This window comes from Phocaeicola salanitronis DSM 18170, from assembly GCF_000190575.1.
Taxonomy (GTDB): Bacteria; Bacteroidota; Bacteroidia; order Bacteroidales; family Bacteroidaceae; genus Phocaeicola; species Phocaeicola salanitronis.
Map to the genome: position 1 here is coordinate 374089 of NC_015164.1, position 17445 is coordinate 391533.

The 17445-nt window shown below is 44.4% G+C and carries 16 protein-coding genes and 1 pseudogene; 6 read left to right on the top strand and 11 right to left on the bottom strand.

Features of this window, described 5'->3' with window-relative positions; all coding sequences use genetic code 11:
• Nucleotides 1-75 precede the first annotated feature (75 nt).
• From BACSA_RS01635 to BACSA_RS01645, 3 genes are read left to right on the top strand one after another with little or no spacing between them, the layout of a single operon-like run.
• Nucleotides 76-1305, top strand: coding sequence for a site-specific integrase (locus BACSA_RS01635; protein ID WP_013616385.1), 1230 nt, complete (start codon nucleotides 76-78; stop codon nucleotides 1303-1305).
• A gap of 18 nt (nucleotides 1306-1323) precedes the next feature.
• On the top strand, nucleotides 1324-2574 hold the full coding sequence (locus BACSA_RS01640; RefSeq protein ID WP_013616386.1) for a site-specific integrase: 1251 nt from the start codon (nucleotides 1324-1326) through the stop codon (nucleotides 2572-2574).
• A gap of 8 nt (nucleotides 2575-2582) precedes the next feature.
• The gene (locus tag BACSA_RS01645) at nucleotides 2583-2963 is read left to right on the top strand and encodes a hypothetical protein (RefSeq protein ID WP_013616387.1); all 381 of its coding nucleotides are present in this window, start codon (nucleotides 2583-2585) and stop codon (nucleotides 2961-2963) included.
• A 48-nt stretch (nucleotides 2964-3011) separates the two neighbouring features.
• Here the strand turns inward: BACSA_RS01645 and BACSA_RS01650 are convergent, their stop codons facing one another.
• The 7 genes from BACSA_RS01650 to BACSA_RS01680 form a co-directional block, all read right to left on the bottom strand.
• A complete protein-coding gene (locus BACSA_RS01650; RefSeq protein WP_013616388.1) occupies nucleotides 3012-3305 on the bottom strand; it encodes a helix-turn-helix domain-containing protein in 294 nt (97 codons plus the stop codon).
• Between the two features lie 30 nt (nucleotides 3306-3335).
• Nucleotides 3336-3632 (bottom strand): helix-turn-helix domain-containing protein, encoded by a 297-nt coding sequence (locus BACSA_RS01655; protein ID WP_013616389.1) that lies wholly within the window; start codon nucleotides 3630-3632, stop codon nucleotides 3336-3338.
• Nucleotides 3633-3863: 231 nt separating this feature from the next.
• Nucleotides 3864-4472: a metallophosphatase domain-containing protein gene (locus BACSA_RS01660; protein WP_013616390.1), complete on the bottom strand. Its 609-nt coding sequence runs from the start codon at nucleotides 4470-4472 to the stop codon at nucleotides 3864-3866.
• Complete coding sequence (locus BACSA_RS01665) at nucleotides 4453-6816, bottom strand: DUF262 domain-containing protein (RefSeq protein ID WP_013616391.1); 2364 nt, start codon at nucleotides 6814-6816, stop codon at nucleotides 4453-4455. Before BACSA_RS01665 ends, BACSA_RS01660 begins: the two co-directional genes overlap by 20 nt.
• A complete protein-coding gene (locus tag BACSA_RS01670; RefSeq protein WP_013616392.1) occupies nucleotides 6813-8744 on the bottom strand; it encodes a DUF262 domain-containing protein in 1932 nt (643 codons plus the stop codon). Before BACSA_RS01670 ends, BACSA_RS01665 begins: the two co-directional genes overlap by 4 nt.
• 13 nt (nucleotides 8745-8757) lie before the next feature.
• The gene (locus BACSA_RS01675) at nucleotides 8758-9309 is read right to left on the bottom strand and encodes a 3'-5' exonuclease (RefSeq protein ID WP_013616393.1); all 552 of its coding nucleotides are present in this window, start codon (nucleotides 9307-9309) and stop codon (nucleotides 8758-8760) included.
• The gene (locus BACSA_RS01680; protein WP_013616394.1) at nucleotides 9297-10262 is read right to left on the bottom strand and encodes a helix-turn-helix transcriptional regulator; all 966 of its coding nucleotides are present in this window, start codon (nucleotides 10260-10262) and stop codon (nucleotides 9297-9299) included. Before BACSA_RS01680 ends, BACSA_RS01675 begins: the two co-directional genes overlap by 13 nt.
• A 177-nt stretch (nucleotides 10263-10439) precedes the next feature.
• Here BACSA_RS01680 and BACSA_RS01685 point away from each other — a divergent pair, with 177 nt between their 5' ends.
• Nucleotides 10440-10958 (top strand): hypothetical protein, encoded by a 519-nt coding sequence (locus BACSA_RS01685; protein WP_013616395.1) that lies wholly within the window; start codon nucleotides 10440-10442, stop codon nucleotides 10956-10958.
• 66 nt (nucleotides 10959-11024) lie between these two features.
• On the opposite strand, the gene BACSA_RS01690 is transcribed toward BACSA_RS01685, so the two are convergent.
• Both BACSA_RS01690 and BACSA_RS19100 read right to left on the bottom strand, forming a co-directional pair.
• Nucleotides 11025-12191: a hypothetical protein gene (locus BACSA_RS01690; protein WP_013616396.1), complete on the bottom strand. Its 1167-nt coding sequence runs from the start codon at nucleotides 12189-12191 to the stop codon at nucleotides 11025-11027.
• A gap of 153 nt (nucleotides 12192-12344) precedes the next feature.
• Complete coding sequence (locus BACSA_RS19100; RefSeq protein ID WP_013616398.1) at nucleotides 12345-13319, bottom strand: DUF6557 family protein; 975 nt, start codon at nucleotides 13317-13319, stop codon at nucleotides 12345-12347.
• A 138-nt stretch (nucleotides 13320-13457) separates the two neighbouring features.
• Between BACSA_RS19100 and BACSA_RS01700 the strand changes: the two genes are divergently transcribed.
• Together BACSA_RS01700 and BACSA_RS01705 are read left to right on the top strand one after the other, a co-directional pair.
• On the top strand, nucleotides 13458-14723 hold the full coding sequence (locus BACSA_RS01700) for an RNA-splicing ligase RtcB (RefSeq protein WP_013616399.1): 1266 nt from the start codon (nucleotides 13458-13460) through the stop codon (nucleotides 14721-14723).
• 206 nt (nucleotides 14724-14929) lie between these two features.
• Nucleotides 14930-15268 (top strand): annotated as a pseudogene (locus BACSA_RS01705) (type II toxin-antitoxin system death-on-curing family toxin); the annotation flags it as partial.
• A 244-nt stretch (nucleotides 15269-15512) separates the two neighbouring features.
• Here the strand turns inward: BACSA_RS01705 and BACSA_RS19105 are convergent.
• Both BACSA_RS19105 and BACSA_RS01715 read right to left on the bottom strand, forming a co-directional pair.
• A complete protein-coding gene (locus tag BACSA_RS19105; RefSeq protein ID WP_013616401.1) occupies nucleotides 15513-16484 on the bottom strand; it encodes a hypothetical protein in 972 nt (323 codons plus the stop codon).
• A complete protein-coding gene (locus BACSA_RS01715; RefSeq protein WP_111936086.1) occupies nucleotides 16453-17433 on the bottom strand; it encodes a DNA-processing protein DprA in 981 nt (326 codons plus the stop codon). The genes BACSA_RS19105 and BACSA_RS01715 overlap by 32 nt, the downstream gene beginning before the upstream one ends.
• Between the last annotated feature and the right edge of the window lie 12 nt (nucleotides 17434-17445).

Sequence of the window (17445 nt, forward strand, 5' to 3'; positions counted from 1 at the left end):
GCGCCGATACGCACCGTTCTGCAAATCAATGGACGCTTACTCATAAGTTAATTTTGCGACAAAAACAGTAAGCGTATGAAAGTAGAAAAATTCAAGGTGCTGCTCTACCTGAAAAAGAGCGGAACGGACAAGTCGGGCAAAGCCCCGATAATGGGAAGGATAACGGTGAACCGCACGATGGCGCAGTTCGGATGCAAGCTGTCATGCAAGCCGGAGTTGTGGAACGCACGGGAAAGCCGTCTGGACGGCAAGAGCCGCGAAGCGGTGGAAACCAACGCTAAACTGGACAAGCTGCTGCTTGCGGTCAATGCGGCGTTTGACACGCTGGTGGAACGTGGGCAGGACTTTGACGCAACGGCGGTCAAGGACTTGTTTCAGGGAAGCATGGACACGCAGATGACCCTGCTGAGAATGACCGACCGCATCTGCGAGGACTTGAAGTCGCGTATCGGCATCGACCGTGCCAAAGGAACCTATCCCGGCTATTACTACATGAGAAGGACATTGGGCGAGTTCATCCTGTGGCAGTTCAAGACGAAGGACATCGCTTTCGGGCAGCTTTCCGAACAGTTCATCCACGATTACCAGAATTATGTCATGGACGTGAAAGGCTTGGCGGTGGACACCGTGCGCCACTATCTTGCTATCTTGAAAAAGGTATGCCGCATCGCCTACAAGGAGGGGTATGCGGAAAGATGTCATTTCGCCAATTTCACCTTACCGCAAAAGACAGAGCGTACACCGAGGGCGTTGAGCCGTGAGGACTTCGAGAAGATACGCGATGTGGAGATACCCGCATGGCGCACCACGCACATCCTTGTACGTGACCTTTTCCTGTTTGCCTGCTATACCGGAACCGCCTATGCGGATGCGGTGAGCGTCACAAGGGACAATCTGTACACCGATGACGAGGGATGCCTTTGGCTGAAATACCGCCGCCAGAAGAACGAGCTTCGGGCGAGCGTGAAACTGCTGCCGGAAGCCCTCGCCCTGATTGAGAAGTACCATGATGACAACCGCCCGACGCTGTTCCCGATGGTATACCATCCGAACCTCCGCCGGCACATGAAATCCCTTGCCGTCCTCGCAGGGGTAAGCAGCACCTTGTGCTATCATCAGGCACGTCACTCCTTCGCCTCGCTGATTACGCTGGAAGCCGGAGTGCCGATTGAAACCATCAGCCGGATGCTGGGTCATTCCAACATCCAGACCACACAGGTCTATGCCCGTGTCACTCCGAAAAAGCTGTTTGAGGACATGGACAGATACATCGAGGCGACCAAAGACTTGAAACTTATCCTTTAATCCTAAAACATTACATCTATGCGCAGTACATTTTCCATATTACCGTACATCAACCGTAACAAGGTAAAAGCTGACGGCACGACCGCCGTCCTCTGCCGCATCACCATAGACGGCAAGAGTTCCACGATAACCACCGGCATCTATTGCAGACCGGAGGACTGGAACAGCAAGACAGGCGTAATTCGCACCGTCCGCGAGAACAACCGCTTGCAGGAGTTCAAGAAGTCCGTTGAACTTGCCTATGAGGATTCGTTGAAGAAACAGAACGTGGTGAGTGCGGATATACTGAAGAATACGTTGGCAAGGAAAGCCGTCATCCCCACCAGGCTGTTGCAGATGGGCGAAAGGGAGCTTGAACGGCTGCTTGCCCGCTCAAAGGAGATAAATTCCACATCGACATGCAGGAACTCAAAGTATTATCAGAAGTACCTGAAAGATTACCTCACATCAACGGGTAAGGAGGACATCGACTTTACCGACATCACGGAGGAGTTCGGCAGTTCCTACAAGGCTTTCATGAAGCGCAACAAGAATTTCAGCGCACAGCAAATCAACAAGTGCTTGTGCTGGCTGAGCAAGCTGGTGTACCTCGCCGTGGACTACGAGATACTCCGCGCCAACCCGTTGGAGGACATGGAATACGAGAAGAAGCCCGCGCCGAAGCACAGGCATATCAGCCGTGCGGAACTGAAAGCCATCCTTGAAACACCCATGCTCGACCCGTTGCAGGAACTTGGGCGCAGGGCATTTTTGTTTTCAACGTTCACTGGCTTGGCGTATGTAGACATCATGCTGCTCCATCCGCACCATATCGGCACGACGGCGGACGGCAGGCGTTACATCCGCATCAACCGCAAGAAGACCAACGTGGAGGCGTTCATCCCCCTGCACCCGATAGCGGAGCAGATACTCGACCTCTACAACACGACCGACGACACAAAGCCCGTGTTTCCGCTTCCAAGCCGTGACGAGATGTGGTTCGAGATACACGAGTTGGGCGTGGCGATAGGACGGAAAGAAAACTTGTCCTACCATCAAAGCAGACACTCGTTTGGAACTTTCTTGATTTCGGAGGGCATACCCATCGAGAGCATTGCCAAGATGATGGGTCACTCAGGTATAAGGACTACCCAGCGGTACGCGGAGGTTACTGACAAGAAGATTTCAAAGGACATGGACAACCTGATGGCGGTCAGAATGATGTACGGAACGGGCAAATGGTACAAAAGACAAGAACTGCCAAAAGAAACAAACATTGATAATGAATAATATGAGGCATGACAATGGAACGGGGAATAATCACAATCACAGAAAACGGGGCGGTTGCCATGCCGACCGCTCCCGTCTGGATGACGCAGCAGGAAATGTCCGATGCGTTCAATGTGTTCGGCTGCCACATCCGCAAGGCTGTCCATGCCATATACAAGAATGGCGAATTGTTGGAAAGCGAAACGAAGCGGTACATCAAACAGGACAACGGGATAAACTACGATGTTTACAGCCTTGAAATGGTGATAGCCGTTTCCTTCAAGTTAAGAGGTCGGGAAAGCATGGCTTTCAGACGGTTTATCATGGGCAGGCTGACCATGAACAACAGACAGCCCGTCAACCTTTTCTTTTCGCTCTCCCCGTCGCGTGGAAAGAGAGCGGGAAATTGAGCAGACCTCAGACGGCGTAACACTGTTTTACAGGGAATTCCCGTCAGCCTACCTGAACGCTTCCCGGTAATTGGCGGCAAGCATCCGTTCGATGTCCGATTCCTTGTACAGAATCTTGCCGCCCAACTGGTAATAGGCGATTATGCCGTTGTTGCGGTAGTCCTGCAAGGTGCGTCGGCTCACTTTCAGCCGTGCCGACACCTCCTTGTCCGTCAGGAAGCGTTCGCCGCCCAATATCGGACGGCTGTTTGCCATAAAGTTCTCGATACCGTCCAGCAGACGGTCAAGGCTGTCGCCGAACTCGACGACAAGCGCATGGTTCTTGGTAATCATTTCACTCATTGTTACGTTGGATTTAGTGGTACATAATAATCAAACGGCTTTGTCTGCCAGCTTACCTTCAACGGGCTTGACGATGCGCAGCATATCCTCCGGTCGGTAAAACACCTTGTGGTTTATCTGCGAATAAGCCAGTGTGCCGTTGTCACGCAGGGTCTGCAAGGTGCGCGGACTGATGTTCAACTGTTGGCAGACCTCTTGGTTGTCCATCCAGCGGTTTAATGACTTGCCGCCTTGCTTGGCAAGGAGTTCGTTCACACGGTCTGAGAAGCGGCTGAACTTTGCCGCCATTTCTTCAAACGCCTCTTTCTGAAAAATCAATACTTCCATTGTCAATACTGTTTTTAATGTTGATACTCGGTTTTGGACGCAAAATAAATGGGTATCGTGCATCAAACAATAGGTTGGCACAATCGTGGCAGCTTGTGGCAGGGAGTGGCGTTGTTCGTAATCTAAGAGATATGGATTTTTAGCGAAAAAATGCTACCATATAATAATTCTGAACTTGCTATAACACAGCAATATTACTATCTATTTGAAATCTATATCCGACTTATGCCTTTATATTTCAATCAGGTTCGGGAGGTTAAAGTTTGTATAATCTTCATTCATAATAGATCCATTTGAGAAAATGGTTGGACCATCTTCCTTCACTCCGTGTTGTTTATGGATATGGCCAAACAGATGTAAACGGGGTTTTATTTCTTTTATCCTCGCCAAAAGTTCTGTCGAACCATAGTTTAACTCATCGTCAAAATCAAGAATACCATAGGGCGGGCAATGGGTAATCAATACGTCAGTATTGGTAGGTACGGCTGCATAGTTGCGACTCTGACGGTCAGAAATACAATCTTCCATGAACATGGGAACACCATAGAATTTAACTCCATCAATAACCACACCGGAATTACATAGATAATGTACATTCTTATCCAGTCCATCTATCTTAGATCCGTATAGGCAGGCATCGTGATTGCCACAAATAAAAATCTTGTGAGGGTAAGGAAGGTCGCAAAACCAATTCATGAAATCAATGGCTTCTTGCTCGCTTCCATTCATGGTAAAATCTCCTGAATGTATAAGGATGTCAGCATCGGGCAGCTGTGTGAGCTGCCGATGCTGACTGTGAGTGTCAGAGATGTGGAGAAAATTAATTGAGTTGGTCGGCATTTCCTTTTGAATTTCTATAACGGTCTATACATTGGTCCATCTTCTCAACCAAATCCTTTTCATCCTTTATCTCGCTACCATTAATGGTCAGGTTGTTGTTTTCTTCATAAAGGCGTTTATTGTCCTCATACAGGTCAATCCAATTCCAATGTTGCCAACGGAACGCATACTCTGCATCATCAACATAAATGAAATGGATATCCCATCCCCAGAAAAAATCACACCCTTCAATCTTCTGGTTGGTGTAGATCTTGCCAAGCTGTTTGTTGGACAGGTCAATGCACCCGCCGTAAAGGGTTGACAATAGCTTGTTACGCTTGTCAGCGATTATGTATTTCTTCCAATCAGCTTTTGCGTTGTAGGGATAGAGAATGTAAATGTCGTTGTCCCTGTAGTTCAAATGACATCCTCTCTCAATATAGTCCAATAAACCGGATATCACAAGTTCTTCTTGCACAGCCTTTTGCTTTCCTTCGAATGATGAGTGGTAATCAGGATTAACCTCGAAACTGGAAGAACACAACATTTCATCGATTGGGCAACTCCACTTGTCATCTAACAAATTAGAACGCCAAGACGATTGCGTACTATCAAAAGTAATCCCCCAAAACATATCCCATTCTGTAAATTTACTAATAAAATACCGCAATAAAGTGGATTTGTTCTTGTAAAATCCTTTTTCGCCGAATAGAAACTGAGCATTTCTCCATTTTGTCGCAAAATTATTCCACTCCCATTTATTGTTTTTATTTCTAAACAGAAATCGGATTGCACCATTGAAAAAGGCATATCCTTCTGCTTCCGATATAGCCGACTCCCAATTCCATTCTTTATCGTCACTCCAATCAGTAGGCCGCTCGGGTAGTTGCGCTTTCTGAGGTTTAAGTATTTGCTTGGCTTTCGCTATTTCCTCTCCTAATTGTTCAGGAGACGCTTTTGATTGTATTTTGAAATCTTCGCTTGCCAAATATTCATAGATGTTTTCCACGTGTTTGCTCAATTCATCTATTAATTTCAGACGAGCGGCCATTGCGTCAACCGTATTTATCGTGGTGTTCTCCGCTAAATTGCACACCACTCTCATCCACCTTCTGAAGCGACGCTCATTGAACGCTGTGCAGGATTCCAAATACCGGCATATCCCGAAGAACACGACCCTCTGCGTTTGAGTGAGCGTGGAAATAGTGTTCTCAGTGTATTTGGGAATGAAATCAAACTTCTTGAACCACTTTGGCAGATACGCACAGACATCTTCCTTGACTCCTGCTAAACGCTCAAAAAGGGAACTTAGATTCTCCAAAAATTCTGGCTTTGAGAGGATGGAAGAATAGATGCTAAAGCCATTATCATAGCGAAGCGATGAATCGTCTGATTCCGTTCCATATAGTTTCCATTCTTTTGATGTGTCCTTTGCCTCATTATATATGATAGCGCAATTCAAGAGATATCTGTTTAGGAAAGCAAAGAAAATCCTGTCAATCTCTCCATTACTGTCGCGGTTCTTCCAAAAGACATCCGTCCATTCAGTGTCGAGTTTTGTAGGAATGCCTTTTTCGGTATTAAGAAATCTTCCCCAAGCATCATCCTCTTTTGCCTTTTCTTCAATGTATCCGATAAAATCAGCCTTGAAATTCTCGAATGAAGTGAGTTGCTTACCACGAGCGTTCATTTTGATGTACAAGTCATCCGTTAGCTTGAAGTCTTTAAGATTAAGATAATAAAACACGATAGGTGCATTTTCAGAAGTCAAAGCTTTCCAATAATGTTCAAAGCTCTCTTTGTTTGCGTCAAACAATTCTTCCAAGCCATCAATAATATCGTTACCTTGTTTGTTGTTAATCTTTGTGCCGCCAATCATTCTCAACATTGATTGTATGGTTGGGTCTTGCTTCCAGGAAGAGTAAAACCAAGTACGGCTGGTTATGAAATCCACAATTCCTATGTTGCCGTCATATTCTTCAAAATTTTGGGGTATGCATAGGTTTCTGCAAAACTCCCTTGAAGATATTCGCGTCTCGTATGTGAAATTTCTCAGCCTTACAGAGGCTTCTTCGAGCTTGCCAGCCCTGAGTGCCACGTACCAATGAAGCAGCCATAGCGTGGTAAGCCTTTGTTGACCGTCAAGTGGAGATAGTTTGCCTTCGTCTTCGGAACCATAAACAAAATCAAGTTTCAATGCAGATTCCGGCAATTGATAGTCTAATGCCTGCTTTAGATTCCCAAGGAAATTATTGCGCAAGTATTCTTTGCCCAATCTGCCCTGTGCATAGTCGCGTTGTATTATCGGAATTTCTATTTGGTAATTGCCGATAAATTTCCAGAATGAAGTTGCTTCGTTTGTCATTGTTTGTCCTCCTGATCGTTTTGGTCAAGCTTTTCCAGGCATGAGTCTATATTGTTTTTGTAAGCTTCAGCATCGGCTTTTGTCCAATAGTTATTGTCACCGATTGTAGTTGAGTAATATTTCAGGAACACCTGTTTCGTGCAAGGCGGAACAAAAGAGGAAGTGGCAAACTTACTCTCTTTGTCTACTGCGAGCCTCCCGTCTTTCAATAGCTTCGGTATTGGTATCAGTCTGCCCTGATCCTTACCAATAATGACACGACGTTTCGCAGAAAAAATGGCGTTACCATAACTCCTATTCGTTGATGAGTCAAGCAGGGTGTAATTCCATATTCTGTTCTTTTCTTCTGGCGTCCAGACCTCAAGATCTTCATTGAAGTTCGCCTTTATTCTCTTGAAAAGTTCGTCTTTAGTCTCTTTGTCCTCGTTGTCGAAATATTCGTTTATGACTTTCTGCGTATCTTCGTCGGCACTTAGATAGACATTGACAAGCCATTCTTTACGCGTATCGTCATCTTCTTCCGAGTTGCTCGTGCTGGAATTGATGTGTTCCACATCCCAACCTTCCAACTTATACAGGTGGAACGGGAATTTGTAAAATGTCCCTATCTTGTATTTATTATTACCTTGTTGTGCCTGGTTTTGATTTATCACAGTCTGTATGTTGTGGAACAGCAATAGACGACAGCATTTGCGCTTGTCGCTTCCATCATCTTTGTATTGGTAGTCTGTGCCATTATTGCCTATCGTTCTCTTGATTTCGTCTTTCAGATAACACACAAACTCTTTCTTGTCCTTCTTCGCCTTCCATGAGTTTACAAGTTGTTCAATGGAAATGGAGCCTACCGCAAGGAGGAAACCTACGTAATGGTAAAGTACCAAGTCATCATACCATTCATTAAACGTTTGGAAATAGGATTTTACTATCTGCCAAGCTCTTTCTGTTTTCTGTAATTGGGTTTCTTCGTCATTATTCCCATCTTGGTGTGAGGACTTAAAGTATTCATAAAAGTATCGGAATGTCCTGTATTCGTCAGAACCAATAATCTTTCCCTTTTCATCCTCTTTATTGAGTTTTTCAATATTAAGCGCATTTCTGCTGCAAATCAAATCGAAGATGAAGTCTATACGCGTCGGACGATCATAACCCTTGTCGTGCAGGAATAGCCAAAACTCGTCGCTTTGCAGGGTATATTCTATCTTATCCCATTCGCTTGCGATTTCTTGTTGCCTCAATCTTAAACTGTCGGTCGACTTTCCTGCAAAATTAGATCTGTTAAGGAACAATGCCTTTATCAGCTCTGAATTGGTAAGGGCTATTTTGCCGATGTTCAGTCGGGTGAACACCTTTATGGGGTCTTCGTCAACAGATTCATACCATATAAAATTAACTTTGTTTTTCAGCTTGTCCAAGAATGCCCCTTTGTCAAAGTCAGGCTTGAGCCATTCGTTCACGGTTTTCCTGGCTTGAGCCATATAATAAAAGTCAATGTTGTCCCTTTCATCATATTTATCCATATTGAGAAGGAATTCCCTGCTTTTAGCGCGAGTTGCGTATTCCAATGAATAAGACTCATCGGAGTCAAGGCATCTGAGAATAATGTATATAGTGGTAAGTCGCTGTTGCCCGTCTATAACTTCCCACTTGCCAACGCTCTTATTGAGAATTTCCCTTATCGCTGAAAGTTTATTCCTTTCATGTATTTTTGCCACAATATCATTTTCGTTGCGCAGTCTCACTACCAATGGTTGCAAGCAATAGAATCCATCCTTGCTGGCATCGAACTCGTTGATGTCGTTGAGCAAGTCCTTCACTTGTTGGCGTGTCCACCTGTAGCCGCGCTGATAATTCGGGATGAAAAAGCTCAAGCCTGAAAGCTCTCCTATTGTTTTCAACCCAATTTGATTGTCGTTACATTGTTGTCCCATAATATTCGTAATTTTATAATTTTCCACTATAGTATTTCATTTCCTCTAATCCACAAAGTCCGAAGTCCTTTATTTCTCTCAGAAACAGCCGTGCACACATCTCCGCGTCATCTCCTGCCCGGTGATGCCGTCCGTAGGGAATCTTAAACTGGTCGCAAAGGTAATCCAGACTATTGCAACCGAAGTCATAGAGCTTGCGGGCGGCACGCAGGGAGCAATAATAAGTAATGTCAGGCTTCTCCATGCCGTATAGTTCCAATGAATGACGGATGCAACCGACGTCGAAAGCGGCATTGTGAGCCACAAGTATAGGAATATCTTTAAGGTATTCACTGATTTCCGCCCATACTTCCGGAAACTCTGGAGAGTCAACTGTATCATTCGGGCGGATGCCGTGTATCTGCATGTTCCAATAACTGTACCTGTTTCCTTGCGGACGGACAAGCCACGAACGGGTCTTGGTCACCTCACCGTTACGCACCACACAGATACCGGCTTCGCAAATGGAAGCACGTTTGCCTGTGGCCGTTTCAAAATCTATGGCTATGAAATTTATTCCTTGCATGGCTTGCCCTCCTTCTTTTCTGTATAAAAGTCCAATATGTTTTGGGCGAAGTTGCGCATCTCGTCACGTACCGATTCCGGCTCCAATACTTCCACTTGGTCGCCTTGGGCAAGCACCAACTGATAGAAGTCGAAAGTTGGTTTTAGGTGGTATTCAAAGAGAGTCGATTCGTCATCACTTCCAATCTCACGCTGTGATTCATGCAAAGGCAATGTGCGCAAATAGTCCGCAAAACCATTGTATGCCCGAAGAACAATCTTTTGAGACGATTCGTTAGAAGTGATTATGCCACAACATCCTTCAAAATAGCTGTGTACATCGAAGTTCTTTTTCATCTTGAACGTCCGTCCCGTATCTTGAATGTCTGAAATACGGTCGAGGGCGTACACCAAATACACATCACTTGGCTTGACGCCTTGTTCTTTATTCCGCTCGGAGTAATAAGGACTGCGCGCCACCACATACCAACGGCGTTTCACCACTTTCAAGAAGTAAGGCTCAATGTCGAATGTGCTGGGTTCCGGTTTGCCGAAGCCTTGGTGCGTAATGCTCAACACATGGTTACGACGCATGGCATCCGCAATGCAGGTCAGCCAGGTCTGTCCCGAAGGGATTTCCTCAAAGATAATCCGGTCTTCCAGCTTGTTATCCGCTTGTATCTGGTTCAATGTGGCGTATGAACTGATAAGCCAGCTGCGCAGATTATTGCCCTCTATGCGTTCCGGCTCGTCAATATAATAACGGTATCCGTCCTTCCGGTCACATTCTATATATACATCAAAAATGTCTTTGATGGCTTTCTTATGGTTATGAAAGGTCTTCAAAGGCAGTTCCTCGCCATAGCCTAATCCACTTTCCTGCCAAAGTTCATTGATTTCCTGAAACGTCAGCCGTTTGTATCTGCGCAAGATGTCCATCAGCCATACGTATCGTCCAAAAAGATTTGCTGCCATATTGCTGTCATTTAATGGTTATGCCACAAAGTTACGCATTTCCTTGTGCCAAATCGTAGCTCAATATTAAATTTTCTCTTTTTCCTGCATTTCTTTTTATGATATGCCGCGTTTTGGCATTTAACGCTCTTTACTTTGCAGCAGAATGAATGATAAACTTCTAAACATTAACGTATTATGGTAACAAAGAATTTAAGCAACGATTTTATGGCGAAAGTATTGGAAGATGCCGCTTGGAAGGAACTTTCGGGCGACTTTGCTTGGAACGAGCAACTGCTGGAGAAATACAAGGACAAGGTGGAATGGAAAACGGTTTCCGGCAACCGTACCATCCTTTGGACGGTCTCCATGCTTGAGAAATTTAAGAACAGAATTGACTGGGAAGAACTTTCCGGGTCGAACAATGAGCACCTATTTACGGCAGAAAACTTGGAGAAATACAAGAACTATTGGAACTGGCGGGAATTATCCCGTAACTCCGATCTGATTCTGACTTCGGAACTTTTGGAGCAGTTTGCCGACTGCTGGGACTGGAATGAAATTATTGATTGTTACGGCAGGGAAGGTTTGTTCAGTGCGGAGTTCTTGGAAAAGTATCAAGACCGCATTCCCGCTTCCTCTTTGCAACGCTCCCGCTTGTGGGACAAGCTGGTTGAGTATGAAGCAAAACGGTTGAAAGTACAGATTCTCTCTTGATGTCGGTTAATTGACTCCGCAAAAAGGTTGCCCAAAGACTGGATAGTAAGGGTAACCTTTTTAATTTTACCAACATAAATCACCATTAATGCCCGTAAAAGCATGAGCCACATGTGAAGCCTCATCGTCTTTTCCTTGATGGCTTAACGCATTCCACACCCCTGTTACGACTCTGCATGGACCACGACCATTTGGCGAATATTGCCAATTACCTTCTCTAAAACATGGAACTTGATTTAATATCGAGGAGGTAAGTAACCTGGCAGTCATGGTTGCCCCATATTTACGAAGCTCTAATGCGATTCCTGTTATGATTTCCTGAGCCAGTTCGTTATATTCTTCAGAGGATTGTGGATGCTTATTCATGGCTATCTGATTAGCCAAATCACAAAAGCGTGAATAGTCTGTCGTCTCGTCATAATGAGGAAAATGTCTGAAACGTTTAAATAACTTATGGCTTGCGAGAGCATCACAAACTGCTTGTGCAAAATCTTTTTTGTCTATAATACCTCTTGTCATATAACTTGAATGCCAACAATGCAGAATAACAACGCCTTTATGAATATATTCATGCAAGAATCCATCTTTACCCCATTTGTTAATTGGCTTCAAACCGTCAACGGGTCTATAACTGTCATAGGACTTTTCATTTCGGTATAAATATAAAATAACCTGTGGTTTAAACACGTCTATGAAATTGTCTATATTCGTAATTCCAGCATCAAAAGCTATTTCTTGGATACTATTCATTTCATCTGGAGTTATTTTACTTTGATCGACACCTCCTGAATCGTAAGTTTCAATAGCATGGCAATTATTCCATGCGATACTATTGATGATGGGGGAATCTTTTTCAAGCACACTATTTACGTCAACATCATACATCAAAGCTAATACTTCAGCGAAATATTGCCAAAATGTATTGCGCCATTCAGAAGGCCCTTCCGTGCGGAAATAGGTTTCTGAGTAAGAATTTATACTTTTCCCTTTTTCGAAATCTTTTAGATTTTCATACAAAGAATCTCCCCACCCATAGGTTTCTTTCCCCATTATTGCAATCTTAACCAATGAATCGGCATAATATTTACCACAGGATGGAACAAACAGTTCCGGTATTGCTTTTAAGCATTCGTCAGAGACATGAAGTTCATTTAATTTCTCAAAAAACATACGGCACAAAGGCTCGTATATAAGATTGCGCTGTTTCTGAATATGTTTATCTAAATCTTTCATTTCTATTGGTATTAGAGAATTCATACAATAAATGCAAATATAGGCAATTCCTTTTGTATGAACAAATAATGACATGAGAAAAAACGGGTATTTCTTCAATGTTACCGGCATCCCTTACAAAACCGATTTGGAAGAGCAGTCTCTATTATTGTATTACAGTCTGTTCAACAACAGCCTAACTTTAACATCCTGTCTGCTACTTTCATAAGTTGATGTACCAAACAGGATATCGTCATAACCCAAATGTAAGCGTATCGCTTCATTGAACCGATTGAGTTCAGGCTTTGTCAATGGATAACAAGTAGGAACTATTATGAAGACAATGGCATTATTATACTTTTCCAAAGTTAAGTATTGGTATTTGGTTATTGACTCTAAAATATAGTCCAAACGTCCATAAGTTCCGCTTGTGATGGACAAGTAATCGTATTGTCTTCCATACTCAATGTGAAGCAGGAAATCCACATCACTTCTCTTGAAACTACTTCCTTCGGCGGAAAGCTGTGTTATCAGGTTCTCGCGTGCAGCCATCCGTTTCAAATATTCCTCCCGTTTGTCCTGACGGTATTCCCGTTTCCGCTTGGAGCGGTTCTTCCGCTCGTTGAACAAGTAACGAGTGCTTTGCCGGGTAGTGTACCGTTCTCCGTTTTCTCCTCGGCAACGAAGCCGCCGTGGAGTTTGATGCTTCCAAATGCTTTCTTCCAGCTTGTCCAAAGCAATTTCATATTGGTTGGCTGGCTTATGGTGATTAAACCTCCGATTAAAGGTTTCTAATTGTTCTTGTGGGGAAAAACCCCAATAAGTGATTTCCCACAAACAGTGCATAGCAAGTTCTTCATTGGTGAGGTGTATGTCATCGGCAACCACAACATCCGCAGCCAAATCTTCCTCCCAACTGACTTCATGCATGGGATGCACTCTTATCCATTTTTCTTCTCCCTCCATTTCTCCACCGCTCCAGCTTACATGGATTTCATGTGGTCCATTTTTGGCAGGAGTCATGCGGCGCAAAATATCGTATGCCTCGCGGAAAGCATAAATGTTATCCAGATGTTCCGGCTCAAACTTCTCCAAGTGGGGACGAAGGCTGTCAAAATCTACTTTCATTACCAGTTCTTTCAGTGTCATAAGCAAATAGTTTTGCGCAAAGGAAGTGTTTTTCTGTGCCAAAATAAAGCACAGGGTTGATATTTTTTTGCTTATGCCTCAATTCGGCACACACCTTCTCTTATTTTTGCACTTGTAAACTCTAAATAGGTGAAAACAATGAGAAACATTCAGAATCACGACGTGAAGATATTCACGGACAACATCGAAACAACTGCCATTGAACAGATAGAACGGTTGCTGACCATCCCCGCATTCGGCGGTTGCAAAATCCGCATCATGCCTGATGTTCATGCAGGGGCAGGCTGTGTCATCGGCTTTACAGGTGACTTGGGAGACAAGGTTATCCCCAATATCGTAGGTGTGGACATCGGTTGCGGCATTCTTGTGCAGCCGTTCACCTGCATGAAAGAGATAGATTACCACGCCTTGAATGAGTTCATCCTACATCACATCCCGTCAGGACGCAATTATCGGGACAACAAGTATGCAACACTGTCACAAAAGTATATGGATGCTTACCGCGAGAGCAAGGACCTCATCAAACAGATGTGTTGCTACCGGGAATTGAAAGAGACGAAACGCCTCAATCTCTCCATCGGTTCGCAGGGCGGAGGCAACCATTTCATTGAATTGGATAAGGATGAAAGCGGTCTATTTTATTTGGTTGTGCATACCGGAAGCCGTAATCTGGGCAAACAAGTTGCCGATAATTACCAGAAGTTAGCCGTGAAATGCCAGTCCGGTTGGGCGGAACTGATGGAGGAACAGAACCGTCTGATTGCGGAATACAAGCAGGCCGGACGGAAAGATGAGTTGCAGGACGTTATCCGCGAACTGCACAATTCATTCAAGATGCGTAAACCTACGATACCGCCCGATTTGTCCTACTTGGAGGGCACCTATCGGGAAGACTACCTGTACGACATGCGCCTCTGCCAGCAATGGGCAAAGATAAACCGGCGCATGATTACGGGGCTTATCATGGATTACCTTATCCGTCAGGGATATGCCGACATGCGTGAAGACAACCTTCAGTTTGAAAGCATCCATAACTATATTAGCGATGATAACATCATCCGTAAGGGTGCCATCTCTGCCAATGCCGGAGAAAAATGTATCATCCCGTTGAATATGCGTGACGGTTCTCTCATCTGCATCGGTAAAGGCAACGAAGATTGGAACTGCTCTGCTCCCCACGGTGCAGGCCGCATCATGAGCCGAAGTCAAGCTTTCCAGAACATCAGTTTGGATGATTATGCCCGCTCTATGCAAGGCATCTATACAGAATGCGTGAACGAAGAGACCAAGGACGAGTCGCCGATGGTGTATAAGCCAAAGGACGAGATTATCCGCAATATCAACGATACTGTATCAGTGGTGAATGTCATTAAACCGGTGTATAACTTTAAGGCGGCGGAGTAAGCCACCCATTGGAAATGAATAGGACAAGAAGTATGACGGATTTTCAACAAATTTTCAATGTATTTGAAGACTATAGCTTGGCACTTTCCATGCTCGATGATTACGATCATCAACGGATGTCCCGACCGCAGGGATGTAAAGGCACATACGTTCTTACCTACGAAGAGTGCCGAAGCCTGATTGACACAATGCGTTTCAGCTGCGAGTCGGACTTGTTCGGTCATGAAAAGGATGATTCATTCAGAGGCAGCATTGGAAACATTTACCAGAGTTTCGCAGGAAAGGATGTCTATCCATCGGTGGAAGAGAAAGCTGCCAATCTGCTTTATTTCATCACCAAGAACCACAGTTTTAACGATGGCAACAAGCGTATAACGGCAGCTTTGTTTCTATACTTCCTCAACCTCAACGGCATCCTGTATGACGGAAAAGGTCAGAAACGTATAGCCGACCATACGCTGGTTGCACTTACAATTATGGTTGCTGAGTCACGCATGGAGGAGAAAGAGATTATGGTCAGTATCGTCATGCACTGTATCGGATAATTTTTTCCTTTTTCTATAAATCCCATATAAGAAAATATGAATGTTCGTAATTTACCCAACCCGACCACATTGAAAATGAAGATATACTTCGTTTGCCGATGAAGTATATCTTCGTTGGCTGTTGTAGTATATATTAAACTGGCGATGAAGTATATCTTCGTTCTCAGAGGGTATACGAAATTCAAGGAAATACAACAAAGAAGAAGGTGCTAAAAATTGATCTGCACTTTCTTCTTTGCTATCTTCAAACAGCTTTATTCAATAGCAACATAACTTTTATTTGTTCACATTCATTATTCTCTACGACAGTACCGAACAGGATATTTTCATATCCCAACCGGTTATGCACCGCTTGACGGAATGTCTCCAGTTCTGTATTATCCGGCGGATAACAGGAAGAATAGCGGATAAATACAATCGCATGGTCATATCGGCTTAAATCAAGCTGTTGGTATTTTGTCATGGACTCAAGGATATAGTCCAACCGTCCGTTTGTTCCAAGAACAACGGAACAATAATCATACCGGATGCCATACGCAATATCGAACAAAAATTCCACATCGCTACGCTTAAAGCTGCTGCCCGGAATGGTAAGCATCTGTATGAGCGTTTCCCGTTTTGCCATGACCTCAAGATATTCTTCGCGCTTGTCTTGACGGTATTTCCGTTTTTTCTTGCTGCGGTTCATCGGCTTGTTACAAAACTTGAATGGGAAATGTGCAATGGTCAGCCGTGCACCGTCTTCATCCCTTGCACGGAACTTGCGAGGAGTCTGATGCTTCCACATGCTTTCTTCCAACTTGTCCAATGCCACTTCGTAACGATTCAGCGGCTTCCGCCTGCCGAACATCTTGGAGAATGTGTCTTCACGATCTACGGGTGAGAAACCATAGAAAGTGATTTCCCACAGGCAGCGCATGGCAAGTTCTTCCATATTGAGCTGCATGCCGTTGGGAAAAACAAATTCTTTAGCCAATTCTTTCTCCCATACATTATCGTCCAAGAAGTTTACCTGTGTGATTTTTGTTCCGTCTTCTCTTGTTGTCGTTATTATGGTAACTTCCCCTCTATAATCCTTGTCCGGTTCCATGTTCCTAAGAATATCGTATGCTTCACGGAAGGCATAGATGTTATCCAAATTCTTCTTTTCCCATTTCTCCAGATACGGGAGAAGGCTGTCGAAGTCAACCTTCATGATAAGTTCTTTCAGTGTCATTTTTGATGTCGTTTATTGTTAGTTGATAAGATTGATTCAGCGTAATGTTTTGTTCCGGTCGGAGAGGAATGGCAAGATTATAGTCTAGTAAGAATTTGTTGCCGGAGTTTAGTTCATCCCATGTGTCATACTCCACCGCATAAATGTCGTTCTCCCAACCAAAGAAATCACCGTCATATTCCTGTGCGAAGCGCACGGCATACATGGTTCCGCTGATAATGGGGCATTGCGCCACAATGACCGATTGGGTCAAAGCCACTTGCATACGGCATCGGGCAACCAGCCTCGTAGGGTTTGCCTTCATGCCGAACGGATGTTCGGACACGATAGTTCCACCTTTTGCCACGATTTCCTCCTGTAAGGTTTTGTTTACTTTTGGATGTGTGATGTCCAATCCGGAAGCGACAATGGCGATAGTCTGCCCCTCCGCATCAAGACAACCCCGATGCGCCGCCGTGTCGCATCCCAATGCAAGACCGCTGATTACCACATGGTCTTGCCCGCCTATCTGCTTGCCAAACCGATAAGCTGCGTCCAAACCTTCAGCATCGGCTGCACGGGCACCGATAATGGTCACTGTATCGTTCCGGTTGAGCAATTCCAAATTGCCTGATACATGAATGAGAGGTGGGGTGTCATTGCATAGATTCCTGAAATGGTAAGGATAATCGACTGCATAATACGGAATAGTGATAACTCCTGCTTTAGCCTGCCTGTCCAATATCCGTTTCGCTTTGTCAAGCTCACGAGTGGCTTTTGCTGCCGTCCTTTTTAGCTGTTCGTTAACTTCGGGATTAACTCTTTCTATTATTTGCCGGGAAGAATATCCCAGCAGTTGCAAGCAAAGCAATTCTTCCACTGAAAGACATGAGGCTTTCCATTCGGTTTCTTCTTCTTTCCTTTTCTCAATTCTTCCTTTCAGAATGTCTGGCAAATCAAAATCTTCCATAATAAGTTTTTG